We start from the raw sequence: 5,366 nt of genomic DNA on the forward strand, positions 1-5,366 counted from the left end.
CGGTTCCACCTTTCAGGAGATTAGCAAGGCCAACTTTCGACCGATCCCGGTAACATTGGGAACGCCGGACATACACAACGCGTTCGATTCTCTGGTGCGGCCGGTGTTCGAGAGGATCGTGTCGAACGAAAAGGAGACACGTTCACTCGCTGCTACGCGCGATCATTTGCTCCCACGATTGATGTTCGGCGAGGTGCGCGAGGGCGCTGCTGAAATACGCGTGGGAGAGATCACATGACTGCAGATTGGTATCCGGGGATCAAGGCGTTTCGTACGCATTGGCGCCAGGCACCAATGCTTCAGCAGACCTTCGAAACGCTTGAGCGCGAGTTCGCCGAAGAGAACGATGCCTGCATCGATGCAGCTAAGGGCTTCGTCGAATGCGCCTGTCGCCTATTGATCCAAGAGTTAGACGATCCAGTCAACCCGATCACTGGCTGGCCGGACAGCCCTATTCGAGGCGCCAACCCAAGCTTTAGCAACTGGGTCTCTGCAGCTTTCCGGCTCCTCTCGATTGTTGGCGCACGTGACGACCCTTTCAGCAAGGTTATCTCCCAGCACTACAACCTCACCGAGGCGCTCGGGAAGTTTCGTGATCTAGCCGGCCCGATCAGTCATGGCAAAGAGGGTCTCAGCCACAAACTGTCCGTGCATCATCGCCGATCGGCTCTTCTAGCAGCGGATGCGCTCGTGACGTTCTTGCATGAGGCATATCTAGAGCGCGAGCCCGACCCCGTCCGCACGTTTGAGCCCTACGAGCGGTTCGAAAAATCGAACGCGACCATTGATGCATTTGCTGTCCTACGACTGGATACAGACGAAGAGGGCGGCTTACAGGCAGTTGTGAGGCTGCCGAACGGCGACGAAGTACCGCTCGCTATCGAACTATCGCGTCTCCTCTTTGGTGTTGACCGTGAAGCATACAAGTCCGTGTTGAACGCGTGCATTGAGGCCCAAGCCACTGCGCAGAACGCTGTGGAGGCTGGCTAATGGCCTTCCTCTCTGAAGCCGCTCTGGAAAGACTTGTGCTGGATCATCTCAGTCTCCTCGGTTACAGCATTTCCTCGGACGCAGAGATTGGGCCTGACGGCAAGACTCCGGAGCGCGAAGCCTATGCCGATGTCTTGCTGACGAAGCGTCTCAGCGCCGCTATCACCAAGCTCAATGTGGCGATCCCTGAGGAAGCTCGTCAGGATGCGTTGCGCAAATTGCTGGCAACAGAGYGCCCCTCGCTTGCTGAGGAAAACCGCCGTCTCCATAGGCTGATGGTTGAGGGTGTTGATGTGGAGTTTCATGGCGAGGACGGAACAATCCGCGGCGACAAGGTTCGCCTGATTGACTTTGACGATCTTGGGGCCAATGACTGGCTCGTGACGAGCCAGTTCACTGTCATCCAAGCTGGCTTCAATAGACGCCCTGATGTCGTTGTCTTCGTCAACGGTCTACCGATAGGTGTCATCGAACTTAAGGCGCCGGGGGGAGAGAACGCAACCTTGGCGGGGGCTCACAACCAACTGCAAACCTACAAAGCGCAGATTCCCTCGCTGTTCCATACCAATGCTGTCCTTGTCACGTCGGACGGACTCACCGCCCGCATTGGTTCGCTGACCGCGGACCAAGAACGCTTCATGCCTTGGCGCACAACGGACGGGACAGAGATCGCAGCCAAGGGGAAACCGGAACTCGACACCCTGCTCGAGGGCGTTTTTGATCGCAGGCGGCTTCTTGATCTGTTGCGCGATTTCACTGTCTTCGGTGAAACCGGTATGGGCCTAGCCAAGATCATCGCCGGCTATCACCAGTTTCACGCTGTGCGACACGCAGTGGCTAAGACGGTTGAGGCGGCGTCGCCGCAGGGCGACCGCAAGGTGGGTGTCATCTGGCACACGCAGGGGTCGGGGAAGAGCTTGTTGATGGCCTTCTACGCTGGCCAGCTTGTACGACATTCGGCACTCCAAAATCCAACGATTGTTGTCATCACCGATCGCAACGACCTCGACGACCAGTTATTCGGCACGTTCTCGATGTGCCGGGACCTAATCCGGCAGACGCCTCAGCAGGCAGAAAGTCGAGAAGACCTTCAGAGGGCATTGAGTCGCGCATCCGGCGGTGTCATCTTCACCACCATCCAGAAGTTTTCGCCCGCTCCTGGTGAAGTCGCCTATCCGGTGCTCTCTGATCGTCGGAATATTGTTGTCATCGCCGACGAGGCACATCGCAGCCAGTATGGCTTTCGCGCCAAAATAGAACGGAAGACAGGAGATATTGCGTATGGGTTTGCCAAGTATCTGAGAGACGCGTTGCCCAATGCCTCCTTTATCGGCTTCACCGGAACGCCAATTGAGAAGGATGATGTAAACACGCCTGCGGTGTTCGGTGAGTACATCGATATTTATGACATTAGTCGCGCTGTCGAAGACGGCGCAACTGTTCCAATCTACTACGAAAGCCGTCTTGCGCGAATCGAGCTGCCTGATGCTGAGAAGCCAAAGGTTGATGCGGAAATCGACGAGCTGACGGAAGACGAAGTTGCTACCGAACAGGAGAAGATCAGGCGAAAATGGGCCACGATCGAAGCACTCGTCGGCTCGAAAAGGCGTATTGCAATGGTCGCCGCCGATCTCGTGGAGCACTTTGAGAACCGTGTAGCCGCCATGGACGGCAAGGCGATGGTGGTCTGTATGAGCCGACGCATCTGCGTCGCGCTGTACCAGAAGATCGTCAGCTTGCGGCCAAATTGGCACAGCGACGACGATGCTTCCGGCAAGATCAAGATCGTCATGACGGGCTCCGCGGCCGATCCGCAGCCATGGCAGCCTCACATAGGCACGAAGGCCCGGCGAGACTTGTTGGCAAAGCGTGCCAAGGACCCGAAGGATGWACTCCAGCTGGTGATCGTGCGGGATATGTGGTTGACCGGCTTTGATGCCCCGTCGATGCATACGATGTACATCGACAAGCCGATGAAGGGCCACGGGCTGATGCAGGCAATCGCACGTGTGAACCGCGTATTCCGCGATAAGCCAGCAGGCTTGGTCGTCGACTACATCGGCGTGGCGCAGAACCTCAAGAATGCCTTAGGCCAATACTCCAGCGCGGACAAGCGTCAGGCCGGGATCGACGAAGCAGAGGCGATCGCTGTTCTGCTTGAGAAGTTCGACGTCGTGAAGGCGATGTATCACGGCTTCGACTACGCTCGTGGCCTCACCGGCAGCGGGCAACAACGCCTGATCGTGCTAGCCGAAGCTCTTGAGTGGATTCTGGATCAACAGAACAAGTCAGCCGTTCGGGAGACCACCGAAGAGGGAAAACGTCGCGAGAACCGACGCTATCAGGATGCAGTGCTGGCATTGTCAAGAGCATTCGCACTTGCTTCGGCCAGCGACGAGGCTCGGGCGGTCCGCGATGAAGTCGGCTTCTTTCAAACCGTGCGAGCCGCGCTTGTCAAATCGGCCGAAGGTCCTGGCGGCGCGGCGGGTGACCGCGAGTTTGCGATCCAACAAATTCTGGATCGTGCCGTCGTCTCGACCGAGATCGTTGACATCCTCGCCGCCGCCGGCATCTCAACGCCAGACATCTCAATCCTATCGGATGAGTTTTTGGGAGAGGTGCAGCGGCTGGAAAAGAAGAACCTCGCGCTCGAAGCGCTACGCAAGTTGTTGAACGACGAAATACGCTCACGCAGCAAGACCAATGTCGTGGAGACCAAGCGGTTCTCTGAGCGACTAGAGCAGGCTATTGCTCGCTATCACACAAATGCGATCAACACCGTTGAAGTGCTGCAAGAGCTAGTCGCCTTGGCGAAGGATGTTCGAGCTGCCCGCAAGCGCGGGGAGGAGGAGGGCCTATCCCAAGACGAGATCGCCTTTTACGACGCGCTCGCGGACAATGAGAGTGCTATTCAGGTAATGGGCAACGACGCATTGAAGGTGATTGCTCATGAGTTGATAGTCGGCCTGAAAGGCAGCATTTCGGTTGATTGGTCTCATCGCGAAAGCGCGCGTGCCCGTATGCGTGTCCTGGTGAAGCGAATCCTTCGAAAGTACGGCTATCCACCCGACCTTCAAGATTCCGCCGTTCAGACAGTACTCAAGCAAGCGGAGGCGCTGTCCACGGGTTGGGTCGTGGCCTAGATGTTTCGGTAGTTGGAACTGCGCCACATGCGTTGCTTCTTGCTCCAACGAGTGGCCAACTTGACGTAGATGGGCGAACACTCCCATTTGACCCGTTCCCAGTCGTGCTTGAGCAGCAAGGCGACGCGTTTGGTGAGTACGTCGAGATCCGTCTTGGACCCGGCGAAGATTTCATCGAAATGGGTCAGTATCTGCTGGTCATCAGCATCGTCTTTCGGGTTGATCGATGTGACCAGCCTGGCGCGGAGTGCTGCGACTTTCCCCGGTACGGCTTGGCCCTTGTTGTCAAAGTAGAGCTGCGCGATTTCCTCGATGGTCTTGCGCATGTTGTCCCGCCATTTGGCACGCTCCTTCGTTACCTGCTCCAGTTGAACAGCTCTCTCGTCCTTCCTCAGAGACAGGAGGGACGCGAGCCATCCGGCCACGACTGTGAAGGTCATGCCGGCTAACAGCGATGAAACGTCGATGTTGAAGCCGAAAGGAAGATCGGTCATATGCAGGCAAGCCTCACAAAGAGGTTGATTTGACTCGGTGAGCTGCGTGCATCGCTCTATCAATGGCACCACTGCTACACATCTTCTGCTCCCACTTCTTTTTGAATCTAGTCCAAATATATTGCCAGCGTGGTCGGCGCTTCTCACTGATGGAGCTAGCGGTGCCTACCGACCCAGCCGACGACAGGCCGCCTAGGTGACCAACGATGTAGCCTCGGCATAGTCGACGTGCTCAGCTGCGATCCAGCCGCCGCGCTTGTCCACTCGAAGCATCCGGCTGATGCCGCCCTTGGCATGCAGCATGACATCGATTGAGCCGTTCGCAGTCTCGGCAGGGCGCACGCCGCGCCAGTAAACGACGATGCGCTCGAAGGTGTCCGCGACTAGCTGCCGCGCAGTCGCTCGGTCCTCGTAGTGCAACTTGTCGACGCCTTCGACCAAGGATCGCCAACGCACATCCGCCCCCTGGATGTCTGCTCTGGCTGCCTCGGCAACCGCGCGTTCCGTAACCTTCAGCAGCCCCTGCACCATGCCGCGCTCATCCTCTAGCTCGCGCGCTCGGCGAACGAATGTGACCGGCGCGTCGTCGCTCTCAAGCAGCGCGCTGGCCAGCCGCTCCAGCTTGGCTTCTATGTCCGTCAAGCGGGACTTTGCCAGGGCCAGCTCGCCGCGCTGGACCGCGGAGCGATCACTGCGATACAGCGCCTGCAAGTTGACCAGGTCGCTGCAGTAGCTCATC

3 protein-coding genes and 2 pseudogenes are annotated in these 5,366 nt (G+C 57.7%); 3 read left to right on the top strand and 2 right to left on the bottom strand.

The genetic code is table 11. The features are described from left to right. The 3 genes and pseudogenes from AC1D01_RS19065 to AC1D01_RS19075 all read left to right on the top strand — a co-directional run. A pseudogene (locus AC1D01_RS19065) lies at window positions 1-238 on the top strand (restriction endonuclease subunit S); the annotation flags it as partial. Beyond that, window positions 235-990, top strand: a complete 756-nt coding sequence (locus AC1D01_RS19070; RefSeq protein WP_477869010.1) for an abortive infection family protein — start codon at window positions 235-237, stop codon at window positions 988-990. The pseudogene AC1D01_RS19065 and the gene AC1D01_RS19070, both read left to right, overlap by 4 nt. Continuing rightward, window positions 990-4,133 carry a type I restriction endonuclease subunit R gene (locus AC1D01_RS19075; protein WP_477869012.1) on the top strand — a complete coding sequence of 1,048 codons (3,144 nt, stop codon included), beginning with the start codon at window positions 990-992 and terminating at the stop codon, window positions 4,131-4,133. The genes AC1D01_RS19070 and AC1D01_RS19075 overlap by 1 nt, the downstream gene beginning before the upstream one ends. Here the strand turns inward: AC1D01_RS19075 and AC1D01_RS19080 are convergent. Both AC1D01_RS19080 and AC1D01_RS19085 read right to left on the bottom strand, forming a co-directional pair. Then, window positions 4,130-4,627 (bottom strand): hypothetical protein, encoded by a 498-nt coding sequence (locus tag AC1D01_RS19080; RefSeq protein WP_477869014.1) that lies wholly within the window; start codon window positions 4,625-4,627, stop codon window positions 4,130-4,132. The two genes, AC1D01_RS19075 and AC1D01_RS19080, sit on opposite strands and share 4 nt — an antisense overlap. 192 nt (window positions 4,628-4,819) lie before the next feature. Next, a pseudogene (locus tag AC1D01_RS19085) lies at window positions 4,820-5,366 on the bottom strand (recombinase family protein); the annotation flags it as partial.

This window comes from Rhizobacter sp. P3_B12 (assembly GCF_056402895.1).

What these genes read in the sequence shown, in the direction of transcription:
- AC1D01_RS19070 (WP_477869010.1), top strand. Translation starts at nt 235, where the DNA reads ATGACTGCAGATTGGTATCCGGGGATCAAGGCGTTTCGTACGCATTGG.
- AC1D01_RS19080 (WP_477869014.1), bottom strand. Translation starts at nt 4,627, where the DNA reads ATGACCGATCTTCCTTTCGGCTTCAACATCGACGTTTCATCGCTGTTA.